At 44.2% G+C, this 23,269-nt stretch carries 18 protein-coding genes and 2 tRNA genes; 11 read left to right on the top strand and 9 right to left on the bottom strand.

Annotation, left to right across the window (positions count from 1 at the left end):
* The first annotated feature begins 2 nt into the window (after positions 1 to 2).
* Positions 3 to 75: transfer RNA gene (locus CHH91_RS17735), tRNA-Thr, on the top strand.
* 101 nt (positions 76 to 176) lie between these two features.
* Here the strand turns inward: CHH91_RS17735 and CHH91_RS17730 are convergent.
* Both CHH91_RS17730 and CHH91_RS17725 read right to left on the bottom strand, forming a co-directional pair.
* Positions 177 to 908 (bottom strand): SDR family oxidoreductase, encoded by a 732-nt coding sequence (locus CHH91_RS17730; RefSeq protein WP_095224746.1) that lies wholly within the window; start codon positions 906 to 908, stop codon positions 177 to 179.
* Positions 909 to 963: 55 nt separating this feature from the next.
* Positions 964 to 1,212 (bottom strand): Atu4866 domain-containing protein, encoded by a 249-nt coding sequence (locus tag CHH91_RS17725; RefSeq protein WP_095224745.1) that lies wholly within the window; start codon positions 1,210 to 1,212, stop codon positions 964 to 966.
* Between the two features lie 128 nt (positions 1,213 to 1,340).
* Here CHH91_RS17725 and CHH91_RS17720 point away from each other — a divergent pair, with 128 nt between their 5' ends.
* Positions 1,341 to 2,252 (top strand): AraC family transcriptional regulator, encoded by a 912-nt coding sequence (locus CHH91_RS17720; protein ID WP_095224744.1) that lies wholly within the window; start codon positions 1,341 to 1,343, stop codon positions 2,250 to 2,252.
* A gap of 46 nt (positions 2,253 to 2,298) precedes the next feature.
* On the opposite strand, the gene CHH91_RS17715 is transcribed toward CHH91_RS17720, so the two are convergent.
* Genes CHH91_RS17715 through CHH91_RS17705 form a run of 3 tightly spaced genes read right to left on the bottom strand, consistent with a single transcriptional unit; the run spans position 2,299 to position 5,611 of the window.
* Entirely contained in the window at positions 2,299 to 3,936 is a 1,638-nt protein-coding gene (locus tag CHH91_RS17715) for an FAD-dependent oxidoreductase (protein WP_095224743.1), read from the bottom strand.
* A gap of 12 nt (positions 3,937 to 3,948) precedes the next feature.
* A complete protein-coding gene (locus CHH91_RS17710; protein ID WP_095224742.1) occupies positions 3,949 to 5,247 on the bottom strand; it encodes an arsenic transporter in 1,299 nt (432 codons plus the stop codon).
* Between the two features lie 19 nt (positions 5,248 to 5,266).
* Positions 5,267 to 5,611 (bottom strand): ArsR/SmtB family transcription factor, encoded by a 345-nt coding sequence (locus tag CHH91_RS17705; RefSeq protein ID WP_095224741.1) that lies wholly within the window; start codon positions 5,609 to 5,611, stop codon positions 5,267 to 5,269.
* 123 nt (positions 5,612 to 5,734) lie between these two features.
* On the opposite strand from CHH91_RS17705, the gene CHH91_RS17700 reads away from it, so the two are divergent.
* Positions 5,735 to 5,947 (top strand): hypothetical protein, encoded by a 213-nt coding sequence (locus CHH91_RS17700; RefSeq protein ID WP_095224740.1) that lies wholly within the window; start codon positions 5,735 to 5,737, stop codon positions 5,945 to 5,947.
* Positions 5,948 to 6,096: 149 nt separating this feature from the next.
* Positions 6,097 to 6,813 carry a YebC/PmpR family DNA-binding transcriptional regulator gene (locus CHH91_RS17695; protein ID WP_095224739.1) on the top strand — a complete coding sequence of 239 codons (717 nt, stop codon included), beginning with the start codon at positions 6,097 to 6,099 and terminating at the stop codon, positions 6,811 to 6,813.
* 95 nt (positions 6,814 to 6,908) lie between these two features.
* Here CHH91_RS17695 and CHH91_RS17690 read toward each other — a convergent pair whose 3' ends face one another.
* Both CHH91_RS17690 and CHH91_RS17685 read right to left on the bottom strand, forming a co-directional pair.
* On the bottom strand, positions 6,909 to 7,655 hold the full coding sequence (locus tag CHH91_RS17690) for an SDR family NAD(P)-dependent oxidoreductase (protein ID WP_095224738.1): 747 nt from the start codon (positions 7,653 to 7,655) through the stop codon (positions 6,909 to 6,911).
* A 281-nt stretch (positions 7,656 to 7,936) separates the two neighbouring features.
* The gene (locus CHH91_RS17685) at positions 7,937 to 9,601 is read right to left on the bottom strand and encodes a sigma-54-dependent transcriptional regulator (protein WP_095224737.1); all 1,665 of its coding nucleotides are present in this window, start codon (positions 9,599 to 9,601) and stop codon (positions 7,937 to 7,939) included.
* A 229-nt stretch (positions 9,602 to 9,830) separates the two neighbouring features.
* Between CHH91_RS17685 and dapA the strand changes: the two genes are divergently transcribed.
* The 6 genes from dapA to CHH91_RS17655 all read left to right on the top strand — a co-directional run bounded on the left by dapA (position 9,831) and on the right by CHH91_RS17655 (position 20,589).
* Entirely contained in the window at positions 9,831 to 10,718 is an 888-nt protein-coding gene (gene dapA / locus CHH91_RS17680; RefSeq protein ID WP_095224747.1) for a 4-hydroxy-tetrahydrodipicolinate synthase, read from the top strand.
* 18 nt (positions 10,719 to 10,736) lie between these two features.
* The gene (locus tag CHH91_RS17675) at positions 10,737 to 11,903 is read left to right on the top strand and encodes an iron-containing alcohol dehydrogenase (RefSeq protein WP_095224736.1); all 1,167 of its coding nucleotides are present in this window, start codon (positions 10,737 to 10,739) and stop codon (positions 11,901 to 11,903) included.
* A 14-nt stretch (positions 11,904 to 11,917) separates the two neighbouring features.
* Positions 11,918 to 13,210: a four-carbon acid sugar kinase family protein gene (locus CHH91_RS17670; RefSeq protein WP_095224735.1), complete on the top strand. Its 1,293-nt coding sequence runs from the start codon at positions 11,918 to 11,920 to the stop codon at positions 13,208 to 13,210.
* Positions 13,188 to 14,195 (top strand): 4-hydroxythreonine-4-phosphate dehydrogenase PdxA, encoded by a 1,008-nt coding sequence (gene pdxA, locus CHH91_RS17665; RefSeq protein ID WP_095224734.1) that lies wholly within the window; start codon positions 13,188 to 13,190, stop codon positions 14,193 to 14,195. The genes CHH91_RS17670 and pdxA overlap by 23 nt, the downstream gene beginning before the upstream one ends.
* 170 nt (positions 14,196 to 14,365) lie before the next feature.
* A complete protein-coding gene (locus CHH91_RS17660; protein ID WP_095224733.1) occupies positions 14,366 to 15,721 on the top strand; it encodes an Nramp family divalent metal transporter in 1,356 nt (451 codons plus the stop codon).
* Positions 15,722 to 16,266: 545 nt separating this feature from the next.
* Positions 16,267 to 20,589, top strand: coding sequence for a S8 family serine peptidase (locus tag CHH91_RS17655; RefSeq protein WP_095224732.1), 4,323 nt, complete (start codon positions 16,267 to 16,269; stop codon positions 20,587 to 20,589).
* Between the two features lie 198 nt (positions 20,590 to 20,787).
* On the opposite strand, the gene CHH91_RS17650 is transcribed toward CHH91_RS17655, so the two are convergent.
* Entirely contained in the window at positions 20,788 to 21,333 is a 546-nt protein-coding gene (locus tag CHH91_RS17650; protein WP_095224731.1) for a DUF4334 domain-containing protein, read from the bottom strand.
* A gap of 136 nt (positions 21,334 to 21,469) precedes the next feature.
* Positions 21,470 to 22,858, bottom strand: a complete 1,389-nt coding sequence (locus CHH91_RS17645) for an NAD-dependent succinate-semialdehyde dehydrogenase (RefSeq protein WP_095224730.1) — start codon at positions 22,856 to 22,858, stop codon at positions 21,470 to 21,472.
* Between the two features lie 329 nt (positions 22,859 to 23,187).
* On the opposite strand from CHH91_RS17645, the gene CHH91_RS17640 reads away from it, so the two are divergent.
* A tRNA-Glu gene (locus tag CHH91_RS17640) sits at positions 23,188 to 23,259 on the top strand.
* Positions 23,260 to 23,269 lie beyond the last annotated feature (10 nt).

Below are 23,269 nucleotides of genomic sequence, written 5' to 3'. Positions count from 1 at the left end.
TTGCTTCCTTAGCTCAGTCGGTAGAGCACCACCATGGTAAGGTGGGGGTCAGCGGTTCAAGTCCGCTAGGAAGCTTTAAAAAAAGTATTAGAGTTTAATTACTCTAATACTTTTTTTGATTTTATAGATATTTAACTATTGAGCCCTATCATACTAGAAAGGGCTTTTTCTGTAATTTATGATGATAAAGAAGGTCTTACAATCAATTCACTCACATCAATCTCTGCCGGTTGTGAAATTGCATACAGAATGGCTTTTGCAATAGCAGATGCAGGAAGAGCTAGTCGGCGATATTCGAGCATAGCATCACTCGCTTGTTTATCAGTAATATGATCAGCAAGTTCTGATTCAGTAACACCCGGTGAAATTAGAGTTGCACGAATATTATTTGTTGCTTCCTGTCGCAATCCTTCCGTGATTGCACGGACCGCATATTTGGTTGCGCAATAAACTGCTGCTGTTGGAGTTACTTCGTATGCGCCTATAGAAGCGATATTAATAATATGTCCGCTATGCTGTTTCTTCATCAGAGGTAATACAGCACCAATACCATGAAGGACACCTCGGATATTTACATCAATCATACGATTCCATTCATCAATTTTCAAAGCTTCCAATTTTGATAGTGGCATTACACCAGCATTATTTACAATAACATCAATTTTTCCGTATGACTCTATAATCTCTTGTACTGTATCCTGCATTTGTTTAAAGTCTGTAACATCCAGCTGCTTATAATCGGCTATAGATCCTTTTTGGCGGATTGTAGATACAACTGTTTCTAACCTATCTGTTCTGCGGGCTGCTGCGACTACAACAGCACCATTTGCAGCTAACAATTCTACAGTTGCTGCCCCGATACCGCTGCTTCCTCCAGTGACAAGAACAACTTTATTCTTTATACTCATGCTTGTATCTTCCTTTCTAATTCAACTTTGATAGGAGACTCTTTGCGGGATCACATTATTCTTGATCACGATATAGAATCATTCCTGCGTGATATAAGATTCCGTTACGAAAATCTCCATCAGCTGTGAATCCAGTATCATCTTGGTATTCAATGTGGTCACCTATTATTTGATAAGCACCTGTATAGGCGCCTTCGACATTGCCGCGAGCTTCCACATAGCGTCCGTCGGGCAGCAGTTCATGCCGGATATACCGATCTTTGGTGACCCAAAGTCCGGCATAAGAATGAGTAGTAATCTTCAAACGATATCACTCCCTTTTCTGATCTACTATTAGTATCAAGGAAAGTAAGCATGGGGCGGTAGCCGGCATTTCTTTAATTCTTGCCCTATTCTCCAAGCTGATGAGCTCTACAAAGAGGGATGTATTCCATGTCATCGGAAGAACAATTGCAATGGAAAGAACGCGAGCTTACAAAGTTAGTCACAACACTTGCAACCAAGGATGGTACGAATCTTACACTTATCTCTGGTTTGGAATTTATTCGATCTGCAAAGCCGCTGGAACCTGTACATACAATGCATGAACCTGCGTTATGCATTGTTCTGCAAGGAAGAAAATTGGTATCTGTTAATGGGGAGGACTTCTATTACCAGAAGGGTGATTACTTAGTCGTAGCAGTTGATCTGCCAGTTATCGGAGAAATATTAGAGGCAAGTGAAAAGGAACCATATCTATGTCTTCGCTTGAATTTTAATTTCATGCAGATTGCAGAAGTTTCAAAAGAGTATAAGCAGCACGCAACCAATAAAGGTATTTCCGAGAGAGGCATATATGTAGATCAGACAAATGAAGTAATCGTGGATGCATTAATCAGACTCGTGAAACTGCTGCATACTCCTGAAGATACGGAGATACTCGCACCACTTATTATCAAAGAAATCCTTTACCGTATCATGCAGGGGAAGTATGGCGACAGAGTAAAAAACCTCGCTGCAAAAGGGAGTAAGTTATCTGAAGTAGCCGCTGCTCTAAATTATTTAAAAAAGTATTTTTCTCACGAAATAAAGATAGATGAATTGGCTAAACAAGTAAACCTTAGCACGTCGGCTTTATATCATCATTTTAAACGAGTTACAACTATGACTCCTATTCAATACCAGAGAGCATTACGGCTGCAAGAAGCAAGGAGATTAATCATTGGTGAAGATATGAGAGCTGCTGATGCAGCCTTTAAAGTTGGATATGAAAGTCCCACTTATTTTAATCGTGAATACAGAAAAATGTTTGGCAAGCCACCAGGAAGAGATCGTAAAGAGAATCTAAAGTTATATAATACGTAGTACATTCAAAAACAAAAAGCCGCATACTACCGTATGCGGCTTCTGCTTATTTCCTGTACTTCTGATAATTCTTATTCCCACCAGAGAGATTATACACCTCTTTGAATCCCATGTTCCTTAATATATTCTGTGCAGCATTGCCCGTCACACCACTGTTGCAATAGCAGAGGGTCTGCTTTTTCGGATCAAGATCATTTGCTTTCTCCCGCAGTTTTGCTAAAGGTATGTTAACTGCCTCAGGTACGTGCGATGTGTCATATTGGGTTTTAGCGCGTGTATCAATGATCTGGAAAGACTCGCCTTGTGCCAGCCGATGCTGCAGCTCTTTAGGCGTAAGCAGCTTATTATGCTTCTTGATGGCATTATCGAGTGCCATGCCCGTGTACATGACGGGATCCTTTGTCGTGCTGAATGGCGGGGCGTATGCCAAATCGAGATGGAACAGATCCTCTGCTTTGGCTCCGAACGTCATAGCGGTGACAAATACATCAATACGCTTGTCCACGCCTTCCTCTCCGACTGCCTGAACGCCGAGCAGTCTGCCGGTTGCTCGGTCAGCAATAGCTTTTATTGTAATCTCTTTGCCTCCAAGATAAGCGGCGCGGGCAGGCTTGATATTATGCAGTGTCTCGATATCATATCCATATGCAAGAGCCTCTTGTTCGTTCATGCCAGTCTGCCCAACAGCTAGTTCGAATACACGGACAATCCCTGTTCCGAGAATACCGCGATGTGCAGAATTGCCTCCGGTAATGACATCACCAGCTATGCGTCCCATTTTATTAGCGGTGGAACCGAGAGGGCGATAAATGGCGTTATGAGTAATAACAGAAAAGCTCTCTGCTACATCTCCGACTGCATACACATCAGGTAAGTTGGTCTGCATTTTTTCGTTAACTGCAATTGCGCCTGTTTCGCCAATGTTAACGCCAATCTTTTCAGCCAGAGCTGTATTTGGTTTGACTCCTGCAGCTAGGAAGACAATATCAGATGTAATTGTATCTCCGTTTGACGTAATGACATCTGTATCTGTAATGCGAACAGCCTCTTGCCCGAGCAGCAAATTTATACCATGCGCTTCCAATGTATCTGCCACACAGTCAGCTATATCTTTATCCAGATGCCTCATCACTTGATTGCTGCGCTGGATTATAGTTACTTCAATCCCTAATTGGGTGAGCTGTTCGGCCATTTCCAATCCAATATAACCGGCACCAATGATCGTAGCACTTCTCGGCTTCCGGGATTCGATGAATTGGTCGATGGCGCCTGCATGCTGGATCGTACGAACGTGAAAGACATGCTCCAGCTCTGTACCTTCTATAGAAGGTGTTATCGGGCTGGCGCCAGTTGCGAAAACGAGAACATCGTAAGTGTCTGTCGCTGTTTCTTCTGTCTCCAAGTTTTTAATAGTCAAGGTCTTGCTATCATGATCTATATCCACTACTTCATGCCTTGTTTGAATCGAGACATTATAGCGCTTTTTGAACCAAGCTGAATCACGAGGATTCAGAGTTTCCAACTCCTCTACCTCATCGCCGACAAAATAAGGAATACCGCAAACACTGTAGGATATATCATAATCCCTGTCATAAATGCGGATATCTGCTTCTTCATTGTTACGACGTGCTTTTGCTGCCACGGAGGTACCGGCTGCGACGGATCCTATTATGCGGATTTTCATATTATCTCTCCTTTAATGGATGATGGCTAACCATATATAAAGTCCTGCTAGTGTTATAAACAGTGTTGGTATAGTTAATACAATTCCAGTTTTGAAATACGCTCCCCACGATATTTTGACACCTTTCTGGGATAGGACGTGGAGCCATAGCAGCGTTGCCAGTGAGCCGATCGGCGTGATTTTAGGACCGAGATCAGAACCGATCACATTTGCATAAATAAGGGCTTCCCGCATAGCTCCGGACGTGGACGTCTGGGAAATCGCGATAGCATCAATCATGACTGTCGGCATATTATTCATGACCGAAGACAGAATGGCTGCGATAAATCCCATACCTATTGTGCCGATGAACATACCTTGGTCTGCTACATACTGGATCATGTCTGCGAGTATATCCGTCAGACCAGCATTACGCAATCCGTAGACTACGACATACATCCCGATAGAGAAGAAGACGATATTCCACGGCGCGCCTTTCACCACTGCTTTTGCTTCAACTGCTGGGCTGCGCCGTGCAATAAGCAGGAAGAAGATAGCTATTGCCCCGGCTACAAAGGAGACTGGGATATGGAAGAATTCACAGATCAAATATCCGATCACTAATAGAGCGAGTACATACCAAGATAGTTTAAACATTTTCTTGTCTTTAATAGCCGAAGACGGCTGTTTCACATAATTTACTTCATAGTTTTTCGGAATACGTTTTCGGAAAAATAAGTAGAGCACAAGGATGCTCGCCCCGAGTGAAATCAAATTCGGAATGATCATACGCGAAGCATATTCCAGGAAAGTGATGTTAAAGAAATCAGCTGATACAATGTTCACCAAGTTACTTACGATCAGCGGCAGTGACGTTGTATCGGCTATGAACCCACTTGCAATGATGAATGGAAATACGAGTGTTTCGTCAAAACGTAGTGCTCGTACCATCGCCAGCACGATCGGTGTCAGGATCAAGGCTGCACCATCATTTGCGAAAAAGGCGGATACGACAGCTCCCAACACACAGACGTAAATGAACATCTTCACGCCGTTTCCTTTTGCGGCAGCAGCCATATGTAAAGCGGCCCATTCAAAAAAACCGATGCTATCCAATATTAGTGAAATCAATATGATGGCCACAAACGCCAAGGTGGCATTCCAGACGATGTTGGTCACTTCCCATACGTCCGTGAAATTGACCACACCTGCTAAAAGTGCAAGAATTGCACCACCACAGGCTGTCCAGCCGATATTCAGATCCTTCGGCTGCCAGATGATAAGTATAAGTGTGATAAGAAAAATGATACAGGCTAAAACAGTTGTCAACATGTGAATAAAAACTCCTTACTTAACACGTGATTGCTTCTGCTTTGGTCCGCAGCTTTACGAGCTGCTCATCATTCTCGTCTAGCTGACCGAGAATTTGCTCTACCAAAGCGTGCTGTTCACAAGTTTCGTTAAAACGATAGTAGCGCCATTGTCCGCGCCTTTCTTCGTAAACAAGACCTGCTTTTTTATATTTACGCAAGTGCTGGCTGATAGCTGGCTGGCTCACTTCGAACATGCCTACCAGTTCACAGACACAGTACTCCTTTTCCATCAGTAATTTCAATAGCAGCAGACGTGTCGGATCATGAAGGATCTTTAAAGTCTCTGTAAGCTTTTCCGTTGATAAAGCAATTGATGTCGCCATCCAATTCCCTCCTTCTGAAACAAGTATATAAGCAAATTGTTATATAAGGCAATTGTTATATGATATATTTATCAGAGATATGGGAGTGGCGTGACGTCATGCTATCGAAGAGGAGGGTGTCCGATGATTTTAAACAAAGGCGGTAAGTTGAGCCCAGCGTACTTTTTATCGTATATAGAGCTTGTTGCTAGCTTCAGACAATGCAGCAAAGCAGATGTGTATGACATAGTCTTTGATAGGCTATTCGACCGGGATAAAACAAAACTTGGACCAGCTAGCTTTCAAGCATTCGAAACAGCATATGAGCAGTTCAGTAAAAAGCATGAATCCATATAAGGGTCCATGCATTTATTTTATAGAGGACGCTTATATCGATTACCTGCCCAAGTGCCCCAGTTTAAGAAAGCGGCTTTATGCGTTATAATGGTAACAGCAATCATTATTCACAAACAGTTTTAAAATAGATTGAAAGAGAGTGTTCATTAATGGGACGTAAATGGAACAATATCAAAGAGAAGAAAGCTTCGAAGGATGCCAATACCAGCCGGATTTATGCGAAGTTCGGCCGGGAGATCTATGTAGTTGCCAAACAAGGTGAGCCGGATCCAGAAGCCAACCAAGCATTGAAATTCGTCTTGGAGCGTGCGAAGACGTATAACGTACCTAAGGCAATCATCGAGCGAGCGATCGAGAAAGCCAAGGGCGGCGGCGAAGAGAACTACGACGACATGCGCTACGAAGGCTTCGGTCCGAGCGGCTCTATGATTATTGTTGATGCATTGACGAATAATGTAAACCGTACAGCACCTGAGGTTCGTGCTGCTTTCGGTAAAAACGGCGGTAACATGGGTGTCAGCGGATCTGTTGCTTACATGTTCGATGCAACGGCAGTAATCGGAGTCGAAGGCAAGTCTTCTGATGAGGTATTGGAAATCTTGATGGAAGCTGACGTTGATGCACGTGATATCATCGAAGAAGACGATGCGGTCATCGTTTATGCAGAGCCGGATCAGTTCCATGTTGTACAGGAAGCTCTTAAGCAAGCTGGAATCGAAGAATTCTCGGTGGCTGAGCTAACTATGCTGGCCCAAAACGACATCACCCTTGATGCTGAAGCACAAGATCAGTTCGAGAAGCTGATCGATGCGCTTGAGGATCTGGAGGATGTGCAGCAGGTTTATCATAATGTTGATTTAGGTTAAAGCAAAAAAATGCAGTGCCATGATGGCACTGCATTTTTTTGCTTACGGAATAGGGACTCTTTTGTTATTTACATTTGATTTACCAAGAAAAACTGTTATTGCATCAGAGTGCCTCCGTTCACATGGATAGATTGCCCCGTAATAAATGATGCTTGTTCAGAAGCTAAGAAAAGTGCTGTCTCAGCAACGTCAGACACATCTCCCAATCTTTTCAATGGAACGCCATTTATGACTTTTTCTCTGTATGTATCATCCCACTGCTCGGTCATATCCGTTTCAATTGGGCCAGGGCAGACCGCATTCACCCGTATGTTATGACCAGCCATCTCATAGGCCAGGTGCATGGTCAGGTAATTGAGTGCTGCCTTGGATGCACCATAGGCAGGAGTAGCATTTTTATGTGGTGTGTTTGCAGTTGTAGAACTGATATTTATAATTACCCCTTCCTTATTTTCTACCATAAAAGGCAATACGGATTGGCTGATTAAGAAAGCACTGGTCAAGTTCGTTCTAATAACATTTTCCCAATCGTCCAGAGTGGTTTGGAGAGTAGGAGTACGGGTGTTCATACCTGCATTATTAACTAAGACATCAACCTTTTGAAACCTTGAACTAATTATTTCCTTGATTTGATTTGCGGTCTCCGGGCTGCTGGCGTCACCTGATACTATAAAGCATGTGCCGCCTTCCTTTTGAATGTCATGCTGAAGGGCTGCCAATCTTTCGCTGTTTCGACCGTTCACAATCAGTGATGCTCCATGCCTAGCAAAGGTTAGGGCAATTTCTCTTCCGATTCCTTTTGTGGCACCAGTAACTAAGACAACTTTGTTTTGGAATGACAAAATGATCCCTCCGATGTTTTGAGTAAGAAAACAAATATACGTTTAAAAGATAAACAGATATTGAATTAACTCTTAGTAATATAGGATATAATTGCATTTTCGTTGCTAAAGTAAACAAATATATTTACGTTTATTGTAAGCGCTTAATTGAAAGGTTGCAATCGGATATTGAAGAATGTGTTATGAATGGGAAGGAAGTCAGCCGTTAAGGAGGGAGTTCGATTTAGTAAAAGATAAAAAAACACTGATCTTATCCTCTTCTGGAGGTTAAGATCAGTGTTTTACTGGATTTCTTTTAATTTACGCCATAAGGTTGTACGGTTAATCCCTAATCTTTCTGCTGTTTTAGAGTTGTTTTTCTTTTCTTCCAGCCATACTGCTTGGATGATTTGCGTTTCAATATCGGCTAATGTTCCAGTAATATCGATTACTGTTTTACTTTGATCCTGAAGTTCGTCGATTATGTCTGCAATAGTGGAATCCTGGATATAAGCTGCCTCTTCCTTTCGTACAGCTTTGTTGATGATTCTGCTTAGCTCGATAATATTTGATTCAAATGGATTTGATTCAAGAAGCTGTACAGCCTCTTCACTGATGCCTGCGATTTGCACCCCGTATTCACTATTAAAGCTTGAAATAAATAAGCGGATCAGATTTGGAATATCTTCTTTGCGCTCCCGCAGCGGCGGAAGATGGAGCATCTTGAATTTTGCTGGAATCCGATCTGATGTCTTATTGTTCATGGCAAGGATAATACGAAATGGAACTTTCGCCTTTAGCTGCTTTTCTATCCAGTCCTTTGTTGTTTCCGCTATTTTATCTGCATTCACTATATAAAGTGTACCGCCATCCTCCAGCACTATTGCCAGATAGGGAAGTAATACGCTTGGGAATGCTGCTCCGTCTATCCGGATAAAATCAGTAGTATCGTTAGTGTGAATATATCTAGCCAAGCTTTCTTTTCCTGTACCATTTTCACCAATGATGACAATAGGAGCAGGTTGTTCACGTAATGCTTCAGCTTGTTCAATAGCCAGCTGCACTTCTTGATGGTTGGAGCTTAAATAAACAGAAGCATTTGGATCAGCCACTAAAGAAATGGACGGCAGCGATTTAGAAGGTGCTTCCTGTTCCAGTAATTCAATGACTACTTGCTGTGAGCTCAATTGATGCGCATGTAATTGGTAAAATCTATTTTTGTATACCACTTCAACTAGTATTTGTTCAAACTGAAAAATAGCCGCAGCTATTCTTCTGATGAAAGAAGGTGGAAGCGGTATGGGCTGGGTTGAGAGTGAACGAAGCTGCAGATACTTATCAGCTATGATCGTATACTGATTCAAATCTTGGAGGATTTGTGCATACGTATCTCTTTCTTTTTTTATTTTTTCCACAGTACGGTACGTTTCTAGTGCTTGGCGAAGAGCATTAACGACACTTTCTTTTCCAGAAGTCAATAAAAGGCCGTGCATGCCTATTTTTTCGGCTAATTGAACTGTGATTACATCTCCGATAACAAAGGTATAATTCTCTTCTTTCAATAATCGCAGCTGGTTTTCGATATGATGCTCATCATCTATGGCATAAATATCAAGATTTACATCGATCAACTGACTGACACTCGATACCGCATTGGCTATAGCTGGGAAACCGACAAAGGCGACTCTGTTATCTGTATCCTTGATCAGCGTGATAATACGAAGCAGGTCAAAACCAGACACCTCTATATTTATTACCGGGATTGTAACATGTTGCTTAATCCGTTCAGCAGTACCGCCTCGGCTAATGATGATATCTGTGCCTTTCTTCTCAGCTTCTATTGCAAATTTAACCCCCTGCTGTAAATCACCTTGCACTATATCAATGTTGCCAAGTTCTTTTTGGTTGGCAACATCTTGAATTAATTCTCCTAAGCCAGCATAAGGAGCAATGGCTGTAATCTTCATTTCCTTCACCTCAAGTGTAATTAAACGCCTTACTTGTACGTTACCACATTCAGTGTGAATCTAAAAACCTTTTCTACTCTATTATAGCCCTTCATTATGTTATTTTGTTTCATTGTGAAACGAAATAACATTTTTATTTTATATATGGCTATTAATTATTATAAACAGTTGATTTATGAAACAGTTTGGAGTATGCTTTATGAAAGCGCGTACAATGGAGGGGAAGAAAATGAATTTAACAGGTATTTGGCCAGCGATGGTCACGCCTTTTACAGAAAACCAACGTATCAACGAAGATGCTATACAAAAATTAACGAATCATCTTATAGAAGCTGGCGTCCATGGATTGTTTGCTTTAGGCACAAATGGCGAATTTCATATGCTTGATCGAGATGAGAAGCTTGCAGTTGCAAAGGAGATCATCCAAACAGCTAATGGAAGAGTACCGGTAATGGTTGGAACAGGAGGTAATTCCACAAAAGAAGTAATTGATTTATCCCGAGATATGGAAGCATTGGGTGCTGATGCGCTTTCCATTATCACACCTTATTTTGTCGCTCCTGACCAAACGGATCTTGCAGTTCACTACGAAACGATTGCCAGTGCAGTTACTATCCCTGTCATGCTATACAATATCCCATCCAAAACAGGGATGTCGATAGAGGCAGAGACGGTTGCCAGACTTGCAAAGCACCCGAACATTCTTGGTATCAAAGACAGCAGCGGAAACTTCGATAACATCAAAGCTTATATAGAAGCTACTAATAAGGAAGAATTTGCTGTGTTTGCTGGAACGGATTCGCTAATCCTTCAAACATTGCGTGCCGGAGGGCAAGGAGCTGTTGCGGCTACTGCGAATGTTCTGCCGGATAAAGTGTTAGCAATTTATGAAGGGTTCCGGAATAACGACGAACAGCAAGCAGAAGAAGCGCAGTCCAGTTTGCAGCCTTTACGGGAGACTTTCGTGCTTGGGGCTATTCCAAGTTCACTAAAGAAAGCAGTAGAGTTAGCCGGAATTCCGGTCGGGCCGCCGCGACTTCCAGTCACCGAAGCAAAAGGAGAAGTACTGCAAAAAATCGAGAGCATGATGCAAGGATACAACCTACACACTCGTTAACAAAAAGGGGAGAGCGAATTGTCTATTTATAAATTCCAAACAGCAGATCATATTGTCGCAGGTCGTGAAGCAGTAGATAACATTAGTGAACATTTATCTTTACTGCATTTGCCGATTAAACAGGCGCTATTGATCACACAGCCGGCTTTGGTTGCAGCAGGTGCCGCTGAAAAGGTTGAGAAGGCATTGGAGGCTGTAGGTATAACTGTGGATCTGACAACTGATGTAGAACCAGAACCTACACTTGAAAATATCGAAAGAGTCTTTTCAGAAACTGTCGGCGTGAAAGATTATGATGTACTGATCGGGCTTGGCGGAGGAAGTATTTTAGATACAACAAAACTGCTATCTGTTTTAAAAACAAATGATACTGCATTGGAGAACCTGCTTGGAACTGACCTGGTGGAAAAGGCAGGGTTACCAACTATCTTAATTCCAACTACTTCAGGTACCGGAGCGGAAGTGACGCCGAATGCCATTGTCACATTACCTGAACAAGAGCTGAAGATCGGTGTAGTAAGCAGATATTTGCTTCCGGATCTTGTATTGCTTGACCCAACATTAACAACAGGACTGCCAAAACCAATCACAGCTGCAACAGGGATGGATGCATTCACACATGCGCTGGAATCTTATATTTCAAATAAGGCTAATCCGATCAGTGATATGTTTGCACTGGAATCGATTCGGTTGATAACAGCTAATATTGTTACTGCTTATCAGAATGGAGCTGATTTGGATGCCAGGGAGAAAATGCTTATCGGCTCCATGTACGGCGGTATGGCATTAACAGCAGCGGGTACGGCAGCAGTTCATGCAATGGCTTATCCGTTGGGAGGCAAGTACAAGATTGCACATGGCGTGGCAAACTCCATGCTGCTTCCGCATGTGACGCAGTTCAATATGGATGCGATGGTAGATCGCTTAGCCTCTGTAGCTGAGCCTATGGGCATTGATACAAATAGTCTGTCCAGTGAAGAAGCAGCCCAGGCAGTAGTAGATAAAATTAAGGAACTGACAACTGTTTTGGAAATACCTCAGGATTTAGGGGAATACGGCGTGGAAGAAGAGAGCATTGAATCAATGGCAGTTGCTGCTTTGGAAGTGAAGCGATTGATGGACAATAATCCAAAGGTGTTGGATAAAGAAGATGTAAAGTCTATTTATCGCAAGCTGTTAGTCTGAGAGCGGTAAGAGCGATGAAAAAGATAGCGATTATTGCGGACGACCTGACAGGTGCAAGTGATTGCGGTGCAATGCTGCTTCCATATGCTGTAGAAGTGGATGTGCTTTTGGATGGGAAGATGAAAGAGATAGACAGCAACCAAGCGGTCGTTATCAATACGGACAGTCGTTCCCTTCCTGCATCAGCAGCTTACTGCAAGCTTGCTGATGCTGCTGAAGGGGTCGCGTTGACAGCGCCGGACATTATATACAAAAAAATAGATTCCACAATGAGGGGGAATGTAGGGCAGGAGCTGGATGCCCTGTATGATGTTTTGAAGCCGGATGTTATCCTTTTGGCTCCTGGCCTTCCATCACAAGGAAGGGTAGTGAAAGATGGCATTCATTATCTGCATGGTATCCCTCTGGCTGATACGGAAGCTGCCAAGGATCCAAAAACGCCAGTAAAACATTCCGATATCAAGCAGTTGGTTTCTTCTCAAAGCAAGCATCTGGTCCAACATCTAAGTATAGGGGAAATCAGATCTGGCAATGAGAAAAGGGTCGAGCGGCTGCTAGCAGCTGTTTCAGCGGGAGCTAAGATTATTACAGCTGATTCAGAGGATGATGACGATCTGCGTTTGCTTAGCGAAGCTGCTGTAGCTACCAAACTGAATGTCATCTATGCGGGGTCGGCAGGATTGATGGAATATCTTCCAACCGCACATGGCTTGGAACAAAAGGTGATTGCCCCATCTCTCGATCTTGTGGAAGAAACTGTGTTGTTGGTAGTAGGCAGTGTAAGTCCAGTTGGGCGTAAACAGCTTAACTGGTTAATGGAATCAGATCATAGCGTTCAATTTTTGGAAGTCGATCCGGTGATGCTGCTTCAAGACAATCTTGAGGATACAAATGAATGGAAGATAGTAATGGAAGAGGCGCAATACGCACATGCGGCAGGAAAACATATTGTGCTGTTCTCTTCTTCCGAAAAGCCAATCGCAGTCAATGAGGAAGAAGCGATTCAAAATAGTAATAAGATTGCGCAGAACTTAGGAGCAGTGGCTGCGTCAATAGTTAAAGGGATGAAAATCTCGAGATTATTCCTAACTGGCGGAGATACAGCTATTCGTGTGATGGAAGCACTCCAAGCAGATTCTTTTCACATCCTGGGTCAAGTTGAGGTTGGGGTTCCAATAGGGAAGCTTAATGGAACTAACATAATTGCTGTCACGAAGGCTGGAAGTTTTGGATCACAGGAAGTCATGGGGAATGCATTGCAATTGCTTAAAGGAGTAGATAAAGTTGAAGCCAACTATCGGAATTAGTATGGGTGACGCGGCTGGAATCGGTCCGGAGATCATTGTGAAAGCTTTGCAGCACAAAGAGGTTTATGAACAAGGTAACCCCTTTGTAATCGGAGATCTCAGCATGTTAAGGAGAGCGGCAGAGGTCGTTGGTTCAGTTCTGGAATTTCATACTGTCGAAACTGTTGATGCCTGCCGATTTGAGCATGGCGTAATCGATGTAATGGATCTACAGCTGCTTCCGGAGGACCTGGAACAGGGCGTTGTCTCCAAAGAAGCCGGGAATGCAGCATTTCACTACTTAAGTAAGGCAATTGAGCTTGGCAAGGAAGGAGAGTTAGCAGCTATATGTACTGCTCCTTTAAATAAAGAAGCACTTCATTTAGGCGGGCATAGATATCCTGGCCATACCGAGATCCTTGCAGAACTGACCGGAACTAAGGATTATTCGATGATGCTTTCCTCGCCAAGACTTCGTGTCATCCATTTAACAACACATATTGGGTTGTTGGATGCCATATCCGCCATTAATCCGGAGCGGACATACACTGTCATTAAATTGGCGTATGAGACGCTGACAAAAGCGGGATATGATAATCCGCGTATCGCGGTATGCGGTATCAACCCGCATGCGGGGGAAAATGGTTTATTTGGAAATGGGGAAGAAGAGGAGAAGCTGACTCCTGCCATTGTGAAAGCGCAGCAGGAAGGAATCGATGTCAGCGGTCCACACCCGGCAGATACACTATTCTTCCGTGCGGTCAGAGGAGACTTTGATATCGTAGTAGCCTGTTATCACGACCAAGGACACGTTCCGATTAAGGTGCTTGGATTAGAAGAAGGGGTTAACATAACAGTGGGTCTAAAAGGCGGACTGGTGAGAACCTCAGTAGATCATGGAACAGCATTTGATATAGCTGGAAAGAATATTGCGGATGAACGCAGCATGCTTGCAGCTTTACAGACTGCAGCCGATTTAGCTCCGAAACAATCCATTACTAGGTAATAGTTGAGCGGCAAGATGTATTACATGCTAGTGCAAACGATGCATCTTCCGCTGTTCTTTTGAAAGCACAAGATGGTGAATTGATTCAGAATAAGCGCTATACGATGCACCTTAGAGGATTGATAGCTTGCTATTTATTGTAAGCGCTATCAAATTAGGGGGTAAAAGCGATGAATAAGAGCTTGAAGGAAAGTGAAGCACCTGTCAAGGAAATGAAAGAAGCACCGTCTGCATTACCTAAAACATTTATGGAGTACATGCGCAGTCTAGGTCCGGGCCTTGTACTGGCGATGACTTTCCTTGGAACTGGGGATTTGGTCAGTTCTACAGTCTCGGGTGCGAACTACGGGTATGCGCTTTTATGGACATTGGTCGTCGCGCTGGCTGCTCGTTATTTCATGGTTTCCGCGGTAGCGAAGTATAAATTGCAGAACCGTCATGGAGATACTTCGATTCTGCAAGGATTTCAGAGAGTGTGGCGCGGGTTCCCTTTACTTCTGGGTGTTGCAATCTTGTTCCTTGGAATAGTCATTCAGATGAGCTTCCTCCGTGCATGTGCTGTTGCACTTTATAATTTGTTTGGGGGATTCGGCGGTGAGACTTGGGGTGTCTTCCTCTTCAGTTTAGTGGTTGTCGGACTTACGTTCCTATTATTGATCAATCCAAACCAATATAGGTTATTGGAAATGCTGGCTCGCTTTGCTTCTGTAGCAATCATTGCAGCGTTCGTTTTTGCCCTCTTCCGAATTGGTTCATTTGATGTCATCGGGTTCTTGAAGGGACTGACATTCGATATGCCGCCAAACCAAGGGCCATTCAATGCCATATTCATCGCAGTTGCTACTATAGGAGCGATTGGCGGGTCAGCTGTAAATCTGCTGTATCCTTATTTCATGGATGATAAAGGCTGGGATAAACCGAAATACCGGAAGATACAGCAATTGGACCTAATTACGGGAATGCTGCCACTCTTGGTAATCAATGTGCTTTTCTGGGTAGTAGCTGCGGAAGTATTCTATGGAACCGGCATACCAGTCAGCAATGAAAATGACTTGGCGCTTATGATGGAATTGGCTGTTGGTCCAGCGGGTCCGACGATGCTTTGGGTCTGCCTGTTCCTAGCGGCTTTTACAAGTTTTCCAGCTCAAGCTCGCGGCTTTACTTTGCTGATGCTTAATGGCTTTCATCTATCCGCAAAGAAGGATTATAAAAAAACAGATGAAGATCCCAAATTCCGCTACTTATCCATTGGTCTATTTCTTTTGCTTCCTATTCTTATATCGATTCCTGGAGCGCCGGACTTGGTACTGCTGAATGTATTCGGCACTAGTGTCATCACTGCTTTGATCCTTCCGCCTATTGTCGTTGGATTGGTATTGATGACAAGCAGCCGGAAATATATGATGGATGGTTACAAAAATAGATGGTGGGAGACAGGAATCCTAGTAATTATCGCTGCTATCGGAATTTGGTCGACGGTGGAAATCATTCGTAATTTTGTCGATCAGATAAGTAAATTCATATAAAAAGAGGAATCCGGTAAATACCGGATTCTTTTTTTATATGTCATAAGTCTTGTGAAGGATATGAATAGGAGGGTTAAAAGTCCTTTTAATAGATAAGATAGCTGCTGAAGTGGGGAATACGATAAAAGGGGTGTTTATATGTATATATTTCCCATATTGCTCGAGTTTAAGTTCTCTTCTGAGGGTTAGAGTTATAATAGATGAGATTAAAAAGAGCTTAGTTTCACAGCTTTCGGATAAAAGATAGACATGAAAGTGTACTGTATTAACTAAATATAAATCTTTTGAACTGAGTACAAGGTTTTGATTGTACGGTTGATTAATTATAAAATCTTAAATTAACAGAAAATTATTACTATTATCCCGCAGGAAATCCCATCATCTACGCATATGCTCCTCTTTTCTCCCGACACTCTTCCCGTAACCGACAGAATCTCGTAATCTATCTATAACATCTGAGCGATATTACATAATCTGTCATGTAACAGGCGGAGGTGGATAAGGTTAACGGGCAGGACCAAATCAGGGAAAAGGAGAATGAGAAGATGCAAAAACGAATGGCAAAATGGCTCAGTATTCTGGCGGTCGGTGTTTTTCTCTTGTCCTTGCTTTCTCCTACAGCTTCACGAGCACAGTCTTCTGAGCGAACTTCTGTAAAAGCGAGTGAGGGTGTAGCAGCGAAGGTGGACAAGGATGTTACGTCGCAGTTCAAAGCGGATGAGCAGGTGACGTATCTAGTTAAGTTAAAGGAACAGGCGGATACGAAGAAGGCTGCAGAGATTGCTGTCGAGAAGGCGAAGAAGCAGTCTGCGAGTTTGTCTGCCAAGGAAGAGAAGCGCATCCAAAACTCAGCTGTTGTCAGCGATTTGCGGGTGACTGCAGATGCGACTCAAGCAAATTTGCTTGATTACTTGAAGCAGGCAAAGGACAAGGGCGTTGTTAAGGGGTATGACTCTTACTATATCGTCAATGCATTGAAGGTAACCAGCTCCAAAGAGGTGATGGAGGAGATTGCTGCTTCTGAGGAAGTAGAGAAAATCCTGCCAAACAGAGAGCGTAAAATTCTCGAGCCTGCAAAAGCAGAAGAAAAGCAGGTTGCCGCTTTGGCTGAGGAAGTCGAAGCTTGGGGCGTAGAAAGGGTCGGAGCACCTGCGGTATGGCAGGAAACTGGCTTGGATGGAACGGGTGTCGTCATCGGCGGGCTTGATACTGGTGTGCAGTATGACCATCCTGCACTGCTGGAAAAATACCGCGGCTATAATCCAGCTGATCCGGATAATGTTTCCCATGAATTCAACTGGTATGATGCAGTCGATGGGGAAGCAGTACCGTATGATGACTTGGATCACGGTACACATACAATCGGTACAGCTGTCGGTGCAGAACCTGATGGCTCTCAGGATATTGGGGTTGCACCAGGTGCAAAATGGATTGCGGTAAAAGCTTTCCATCCTGATACCGGACAGGGGCAAACAACGGATGCCATCCTGCTTGATGCGGCTGAATGGATGCTTGCGCCAAAGGATGAAGAAGGCAATCCGCATCCAGAGCAGGCGCCAGATATCGTCAATAACTCTTGGGGCGGCGGTCCAGGATTGGATGAATGGTATAGGGAAGTTGTCCAAACTTGGCGAAATGCTGGCATCGTCCCAGTATTCTCCGCTGGTAATGACGGGGACGGAGACGCAACAGTGTCAGCACCTTCCAACTATCCAGAATCGATCTCAGTCGCTGCAACAGATAGTGAAGATGGTTTGGCCAGTTTCTCCTCTCGCGGCCCTTCGCCTTATGAAGGAGAAATCAAGCCGGATATTGCTGCTCCGGGGGTGAGCGTCTACTCCTCGGTAAGCGGCAGTGAGTATAGTGCCTCTTTCAGCGGCACCTCAATGGCAGCTCCGCATATAAGCGGTGTCATTGCTTTGCTTCTGCAGGCAGATAGCTCGCTGACTGTCGATGAGATCGAAACGATCTTGTACGATACAGCTGATCGCCAGACGAGCAGTGAGTATCCAGATGAAATCAATGAAGGATTTGGTCACGGTATTGTGAATGCATACTTGGCTGTATCCACGATTGCGACTGGTGTCGGAGAAATCAATGGTAACGTCTATCAGGACGGCGAGGACGAGGAACCTGCTGTCATTACACATGAAGCAGTGTCAGAAGTGTATCAGGGTGTTGCAACACCACTCACAGCAGAAGTAACAGATAACATCAGCGCAGACGCGGTAACGCTTCAATACAAAAAAGATGAGGGAGAATGGCAATCTGTTGAGGCAGCGCTTGTAGAAGGAAATGCAGCAAGCGGTACGTATCAAGCGGTGCTGCCAGCTGAAGCGACAACAGGTGACACACTCGCATATAAATTCGTCGTGACCGACTTTGGCGGCAATACAACAGAGACGGATACGTACGAAGTGGAGCTCATTGCACCACTGACAGTTGGCTATAGCCAGGACTTTGAAGAGGAGCCATCTGGCTGGACATCATTTGGTGATCAGAACTCCTGGGAGTGGGGAGCCCCAGCTGCAGGCCCTGAGGCAGCAGCTTCTGGCGAGAATGTATACGGAACAGGCGCTTATCCAAACAATGCAGATGCGACTTTGCTAGCTCCGCCGGTAGCAGTGCCAGAGGATGGAGAAGCGTATTTGCAGTTCCAAACATGGTTCGACTTGGAAAGCCGTTATGATTATGGCCATGTGGTCGTTTCGACGGACAAGGAGAGCTGGGAGCAGGTAGGCACGTACAATGGAGCAAATGGAGCTTGGTCTGCTGAACAAATCGATTTGGGTGACTTTGCCGGACAAACGGTTTACGTAGGTTTCCATCTGGAGACGGACGGAAGCATCAGCAAACAAGGCTGGTATATCGATGATGTAGCCATTTCGGATTCCTCTAACACCTCTGCCTCGATTATGAAAGATACAAAGAAGGTGAAAGAGGACGCAAAGCAGACAAAGGATAGTGCAAAGAGTAAGAAGAAGGTAGATGCGAAGAAGCTTGCTCCAACACCGATCAAAAATGTACAAGGTCCAACGCTGCCGGATGGACAAGCAGATCCATCTGATATCAGCCCAGCTGCTTTACCGGTTGATGCAACAGTGACAGTACAAGAAACGGGTCGGAGCGTACAGACGGATCCAGCAGATGGCAGCTATCGCTTGCTACAGGCTGCAGGTGATGTGACATTGGAGGCTTCCGCATACGGCTTCCACTCCAGCACAGCACCAGTTACCGTAACAGAGGGATCTGCCGTTACACAGAATTTCACGCTGGACCCTATTGCGGAAGGAACAGTTTCAGGCACTGTGACGAATGCCCAAACAGGTGAACCGATTGCTGGTGCCAACGTATATGTAGTCGAGGATGCGGCCATACAACCAGTACAAACCGATGAGAGCGGGGCGTATACGCTGACTGTTTATGAAGGAACGTACACACTTAAAATCACGGCACCATCCTTCAAAGGAGCAGAATTCGAAGTCACAGTGAATGCGGCTGAAGCGACAGAACAAAACGTTGAGCTGGAGCCATTCATCGGATTTGCCGGAGAAATCGGCTATGATGATGGAACTGCTGAGAATGCACATGCCTTCTATGATGGCGGAAATGGCTGGGCAGTTAAATTCACGCTGGCGGAAGGGCAATCTTCAGCACAGGTGACAGGCGGATTATTCCGTTTCTGGGATGAAAGCTTCCCGACACCAGGAGGCACGAACTTTGCAGTTGAAATCTATGATGATTCCGGTGAAGACGGTGCACCAGGTAAGAAGCTCGCTGGACCAATCACTGGGGAAGCACTCCGGAATGGAGAATGGACTCAGGTTGATTTGGCGGGAGAAGGCGTTGTAGTGGATTCTGATTTCTATATTCTTTATGTCCAAACAGATCCGAATCCGAATACTCCTGCATTGGCGACGGATGAAGACGGAGAATTCTCCGGCCGCAGCTGGCAGAACGTAGGTGGGGAATGGAGCCCTGTGCCGGAAGAGGACGGGAACTACATGATTCGTGCTCTTGTTGATTACGAAGCACAGTCCCCAGTCATCACGTCGCCTGCACCGGACACAGTCACGAAAGAAGACAGTGTGACAGTGGAAGGGACAGCCGCACCTGGCGGGACAGTAGAGATCAGTAATAACGGTGAGGCTGCTGCGTCAGTAGAAGCATCGGATGAAGGAGCTTTTGCAGCGGAAGTAGAGCTGACAGAAGGGGAAAACAGTCTGACAGCCGTCACAAAACTGGAAAATGGCAGCACAGCCCCATCTGAACCTGTGACGGTAATCCGGGATCAAACGGCACCGGAATTAACGATTACAGCCCCGGAAGATGGTTCCAAGACAAATAAAGAGACGATAACCGTTACGGGGACAGCATCAGATGATTATTTGAACAAGCTGACAATCAATGGTGCGAAAACAGATGTAAATGAAGACGGGACTTTCTCCAAACGTATCCTATTGGATGAAGGCGTCAATGAAATTAAAGTAGTCGCGACAGATGAGGCAGGAAATAAAGCAAGGAAAGTTATCGAGCTGGAAGCAGACTACACTGCGCCTGTACTGGAAAATGTGAAGCCAGATCAGGATGCAGAAGTGCAGCCTGGTGAAACAGTTGTGATCTCCTTCGAATCAGAGCCTGGTCTAGAGGATGCGACCTTCTACTTGAAGGCACCGCTGACCAATTTCCGGACATCATCCCAAGCTACAGAGCTGCCGATGCGGGAAACCGAAGATGGCCTTTATGTAGGCTACTGGACAGCAACGTCATCTGCGAAACTAGATGGAGCGGATGTGGTCGTGAAAGCAACAGATGCATTCGGGAATGAGACGGAAGCAACTGCAGCTGGAAAGGTATTTGTGGAATAACGAAGAAGAGGCTTCTCCGAATTATTGGAGAGGCCCTTCTTTTTATCGTTAATCATCGATACGACATCGCTTTTAAGCTTTCGGGCACAAGATTGAGGAATAGCTTCATGAAAGAGTATGGAAGACGGAACTGGCGCAAAGGGTATGTACCATTAGGATTTACCCTTGTCTAGTTTAATTCACTAATAATAATTCGGCTTACACTTTCCTTAATATAAAGAAGAAAGCTTTATCTGGTAATTGTTCTTTTATATCCATAATACCTAAAAGCGTGTTTGCATCAACTTTTCTAAAAACATCTATTATCCCTTTATTGTCGTAGATCATTGCTGAGGTAACTTTCCCTCTATGTTTTACTTTTCGTAACCTTGCTTTACTCTTATTTGTTTTTAAGATAGGTCGTAATATTGTCATAGATGAGGGGAGGATTTTCTTGGGAATGTTATGCAAGCTTTGCAAAAGAAAATTGATAGGAAGCAAATTTGGATTAATAGTATAGAGAACCTCATTACTTTTTTTGAAAATTAAAGGGTGGACATGTTCTTCATCGATAAATTCTTTTCCATACCAACCTGATGCTGTTAAAAGTCCCTCCAGCGGGTGTCCAGTTACGATTTCTTCTCCTTTCCACATCCCTATCATTTCTTCTGGCTCAGCAATATCCAGCTGATCATAAAAAGCAAGGGCCTCTTCTTGTGACGTACCATTACGCAATATTACGTTTAGAAAATCGATATTCTCCATCTGTCCAACTCCTTTGTGATAAAGATCTTTCAAGACCAATCTAATAGTATCATAGGATTTATTCTGGACATGCTGCAGTCAACTAAAGCTAAAGCTAAAGATAAGAAGAAGGACCCGTCAGTGACGGGTCCTTCTTTTATATACCGATTGAGATATATTTTGTTTCCAGATACGGCTCAATTCCTTCGATTCCACCTTCGCGGCCGACGCCGCTTTCCTTCATACCGCCAAATGGAGCTTGAACGGCAGATGGACCGCCGTCATTCCAGCCGACAATACCATATTTCAGGTTCTCGGCAATATACAGGCCGCGGCGATAGTTTTCTGTGAAGAAGTATGCCGCCAAGCCATATGGTGTATCATTTGCCAGACGAATCGCTTCATCGATTTCTGTATATATGGTAATCGGAGCAACTGGCCCGAATGTTTCCTCATGCATGATGTCCATGTCATCCGTTACGTGATCAAGAACAGTCGGATTGACGAAGAAGTAGCCTTTGTCGGCATCTGCATTATACGTGCCGCCAGTAAGGACTTTAGCGCCTTTGGACTTTGCATCATCAATTTGAGCCACAATTTTATCAAAGCCTTTCTTATTGATGACAGGGCCGATTGCTACACCTTCTTCTGTACCAAGACCTACCTTCATTTCGGATACAGCTTTAGTGAAGGCTGTTGTAAATTCGTCTTTTATGGATTCGTGGACGAGCAGTCTATTGGCACAAACACATGTCTGTCCCGCGTTCCGGAATTTTGATGCCAGGGCATGCTTCACAGCACGGTCAATATCTGCAAACTCATCAACAATAAGCGGAGCATGTCCGCCGAGCTCCATGGATACATGCTTGACACTATCGGCGCTCTGTTTCATGAGCAGTTTGCCGACAGGAGTAGAGCCGGTAAAGGAAATCTTCCGGATATGAGGGTGCTCGGTGAAGATTTTCCCTACCATCTCGCCATCAGCATTTACATATTGGATAACGTCTTCCGGAATTCCGACTTCATGAGCCATTTCGACTAACCGTATGGCTGTCAGCGGTGTATCGGGTGCGGGTTTGATAATGAATGTACAGCCCGCAGCCAATGCTGGAGCAGCTTTTCTTGTAATCATTGCTGCTGGGAAATTCCAAGGTGTGATTGCGGCTACTGGACCGACAGCTTCCCGAGTAACCAGCAAACGCTTATCGGTAGTGGAGGCAGGGATGGTACGGCCGTATACACGTTTTGCCTCTTCTGCAAACCATTCGATATAGCCAGCTGCATATAATACTTCACCTTCTGACTCTTTTAGCGGCTTGCCGTTTTCTTCTGTCATCAATGCAGCAAGCTCTGCTTTGTTTTCGATCATCTTGTCATGCCAAGCGCGGAGAAGCTTACTGCGTTCCGTTGCAGAAGTTCGGGACCAGGAAGGGAAGGCTTGATTGATTTTTTCTATTTTCTCGTTTATTGCTTCTTCTGAATCGATTGTTACTCTTTCGATCAATTCACCGGTGGCTGGATTCGTTACATCAAATGTTTCAGTCATGTCGAATGCCCCTTTTCTTGTTTAATTCATAGTAAAAGCATAACAAGGATTTTTTCTATCAGACAAAAAAATGCTCACAATTTTTGATGTACATGTTTATATTCCTGTTTTGAGAGGAAAATATGCAAGAAGAACAGAAGTGATAAAAATAGCTATAAACGTTGATAAAACAAGGTTTTTGGCAAGAGAGAAGGGGTGTAATCTACCGATTAATTATCTGAATTAAAAGAAATTAAGAAAGTGGGTTTACAAAGCCTTGCATTCCTGTATATAATAACTCTTGTCAGTTTCGAGTTACGAAAAACGTAACGATGAAAAACAGACATCCTGGCCCGTTGGTCAAGCGGTTAAGACACCGCCCTTTCACGGCGGTAACACGGGTTCGAATCCCGTACGGGTCATCAAGTTTTT

This window comes from Virgibacillus sp. 7505, assembly GCF_002272135.1.
GTDB lineage: Bacteria > Bacillota > Bacilli > Bacillales > Amphibacillaceae > Terribacillus.
This window is presented reverse-complemented; position numbering and strand designations above follow the sequence as displayed.

Excerpts from the sequence above, each read along its gene's own strand:
- CHH91_RS17645 (WP_095224730.1), bottom strand. The coding sequence starts at position 22,858 with ATGACTGAAACATTTGATGTAACGAATCCAGCCACCGGTGAATTGATC.
- CHH91_RS17720 (WP_095224744.1), top strand. The coding sequence starts at position 1,341 with ATGTCATCGGAAGAACAATTGCAATGGAAAGAACGCGAGCTTACAAAG.
- CHH91_RS17700 (WP_095224740.1), top strand. The coding sequence starts at position 5,735 with ATGATTTTAAACAAAGGCGGTAAGTTGAGCCCAGCGTACTTTTTATCG.
- CHH91_RS17705 (WP_095224741.1), bottom strand. The coding sequence starts at position 5,611 with ATGGCGACATCAATTGCTTTATCAACGGAAAAGCTTACAGAGACTTTA.
- CHH91_RS17670 (WP_095224735.1), top strand. The coding sequence starts at position 11,918 with ATGAAAAAGATAGCGATTATTGCGGACGACCTGACAGGTGCAAGTGAT.
- CHH91_RS17730 (WP_095224746.1), bottom strand. The coding sequence starts at position 908 with ATGAGTATAAAGAATAAAGTTGTTCTTGTCACTGGAGGAAGCAGCGGT.
- CHH91_RS17650 (WP_095224731.1), bottom strand. The coding sequence starts at position 21,333 with ATGGAGAATATCGATTTTCTAAACGTAATATTGCGTAATGGTACGTCA.
- CHH91_RS17715 (WP_095224743.1), bottom strand. The coding sequence starts at position 3,936 with ATGAAAATCCGCATAATAGGATCCGTCGCAGCCGGTACCTCCGTGGCA.
- CHH91_RS17655 (WP_095224732.1), top strand. The coding sequence starts at position 16,267 with ATGCAAAAACGAATGGCAAAATGGCTCAGTATTCTGGCGGTCGGTGTT.
- CHH91_RS17710 (WP_095224742.1), bottom strand. The coding sequence starts at position 5,247 with ATGTTGACAACTGTTTTAGCCTGTATCATTTTTCTTATCACACTTATA.
- CHH91_RS17685 (WP_095224737.1), bottom strand. The coding sequence starts at position 9,601 with ATGAAGATTACAGCCATTGCTCCTTATGCTGGCTTAGGAGAATTAATT.
- CHH91_RS17660 (WP_095224733.1), top strand. The coding sequence starts at position 14,366 with ATGAATAAGAGCTTGAAGGAAAGTGAAGCACCTGTCAAGGAAATGAAA.
- CHH91_RS17695 (WP_095224739.1), top strand. The coding sequence starts at position 6,097 with ATGGGACGTAAATGGAACAATATCAAAGAGAAGAAAGCTTCGAAGGAT.
- dapA (WP_095224747.1), top strand. The coding sequence starts at position 9,831 with ATGAATTTAACAGGTATTTGGCCAGCGATGGTCACGCCTTTTACAGAA.